Source organism: Streptomyces sp. SID3212 (assembly GCF_009865405.1).
In the GTDB taxonomy this organism is placed as follows: Bacteria; Actinomycetota; Actinomycetes; order Streptomycetales; family Streptomycetaceae; genus Streptomyces.
The window spans coordinates 1-1,813 of sequence record NZ_WWJY01000157.1 but is presented as its reverse complement, the minus strand read 5'-3'; the positions used below and the strand labels follow the sequence as shown (position 1 = coordinate 1,813).

The following is a 1,813-nucleotide window of genomic DNA, read 5'->3' as shown; positions in this document are numbered from 1 at the left end:
AGGCCCGTAACTTCGCCTACTCCGAGGCGATCACCGTACGGGACTCGTCGCTGTCCGCCTGCACCCAGGCCGTCATGGCCGCCGAGACGGGCCATGTGCAGCTGGCGTACGACTACTTGGGGGAGGCCGCGCTGATGGACCTCTCCGACCTGGAACACAACACCCGGGACGGCCTGCACATCGCGTCCCTGGCCGGCACCTGGATCGCGCTCGTCTCCGGCTTCGGCGGGATGCGCCACCACGGCGACACCCTCGCCTTCGCCCCCCGGCTGCCGGAACAGCTCAGCCGCCTCGCCTTCAACGTACAGATCCAGAAACGCCACCTGCGGGTGGAGATCACCGGGTCGAAGGCGGTGTACTCGATGCCGGAGTCGGACGGCGAGGCCCTGGAGATCAGCCACTACGGCACGCCTCTCACGGTCTCGCCCACCTCACCGCAGACGCGGGACGTGCCGAAACGGGTGGAGCGCCCCGCGCCGCAGCAGCCGGCCGGCCGGCGGCCCGCCCCGCGCGGCGGGCGGCCCGAGCCCAGGCCGGTCGGCGAGTGACACGGGGGCGCTGTCCGTTCGCGGCGCCCCTTCTCACCCACCTCAGCCTCACCCACCTCAGCCTCACCCACCTCAGCCTCACCCACCTCAGCGAACGATCGACTTCCACAGCGGCGCCTGCGCCGGGTCCAGATTCCTCAACTGGGCCAGGACGGCGGGGTCCTGGGCGTCCATCCAGTCCGCCAGCTCACGGAAGGACACACACCGCACCCCCTCACGCGGGCACACGTCACGCATGACGTTCTCCACGGCGTCCATGTAGATGCCGCCGTTCCACTCCTCGAAGTGGTTGCCGATGAACAGCGGGGCCCGGCTGCCGTTGTAGACCCGCTCGAAGCCGTTCATGTAGGCGTCCTGGGCCTGTTGGCGCCAGGCGGCCCACCGTGCCGGATCGCCGTCGGTGCTGCCGTCCGACTGGTTGTAGAGCAGGTTGAAGTCCATGGACAGCACCTGGAAGTCGCCTTCGGGGTACGGCAGGAGCTGGAGCGGGAAGTCCCAGACCCCGTTCTTCTTGGCGGGCCAGATCTGGAAGTCCCCGGCCGAACTGGCGTCGTAGCGCCAGCCGGCGGCCTTCGCGGCGGGCAGCAGGGTCTTCTGCCCCTCCAGGCACGGCGCGCGCCCGCCCGTGATCTCCCGGTCCGGGTCGAAGGGCAGGGGCGGCAGATCGGTGAAGCCGGTGTTCGTCCGCCAGTTCTTGACGAAGGACACCGCCTGGTCGATCTCGCTCTTCCACTCGGCGCTCGACCAGTCGCCGCCGCCCTTCTTGCCGCAGAAGTGCCCGTTGAAGTGCGAGCCGATCTCGTTGCCCTCGGTCCACGCCTTCCCGAGCTGGTCCAGGGTGTCGCGGATGTGCTGGGGGGTCGGGTACGAGATGGCGGACGCGCCCGTCGCGTGCCGCGGCGGCTTGTAGAGCTGCCTCTTGGACTCCGGCAGCAGGTAGATGCCGGTGAGGAAGAGCGTCATGTGGGCGTCGCTCTCCTTCGCGACCTGCCGGAAGCGGGAGAACAGCTTGTCGTCGCCCTGGAGCGCGCCGTCCCAGGAGAACACCACGAACTGGGGCGGCTTCTCACCGGGTTCGAGGCGCTCGGGCTTCAACTGGCCCGGTTGCGGGCCGGTGTAGGAGGTGGAACCGTCCCCGAGGACCTCGGTCTTCCCGTCCCACTCGTCGGCGTCCCCGGCCTTCTTCCCGCTGCCGTCCTTCGGCGCGGGTCCGGCCGCGGCCCCGCCGCGCGAGGCGTCGCCACCTTGCGCGGCGGAGGAGTCGG

Annotated in this window: 2 protein-coding genes; one reads left to right on the top strand and one right to left on the bottom strand. The window is 70.2% G+C overall.

Annotated features, from left to right (window positions below; translation table 11 throughout):
* On the top strand, positions 1–548 hold a 548-nt coding region (locus GT042_RS04360; protein ID WP_161307363.1), incomplete at its 5' end, for a glycoside hydrolase family 65 protein.
* An 87-nt stretch (positions 549–635) separates the two neighbouring features.
* Here the strand turns inward: GT042_RS04360 and GT042_RS04355 are convergent.
* Positions 636–1,813 (bottom strand): hypothetical protein (locus GT042_RS04355; protein WP_237530453.1); only part of this gene is annotated, 1,178 nt, incomplete at its 5' end.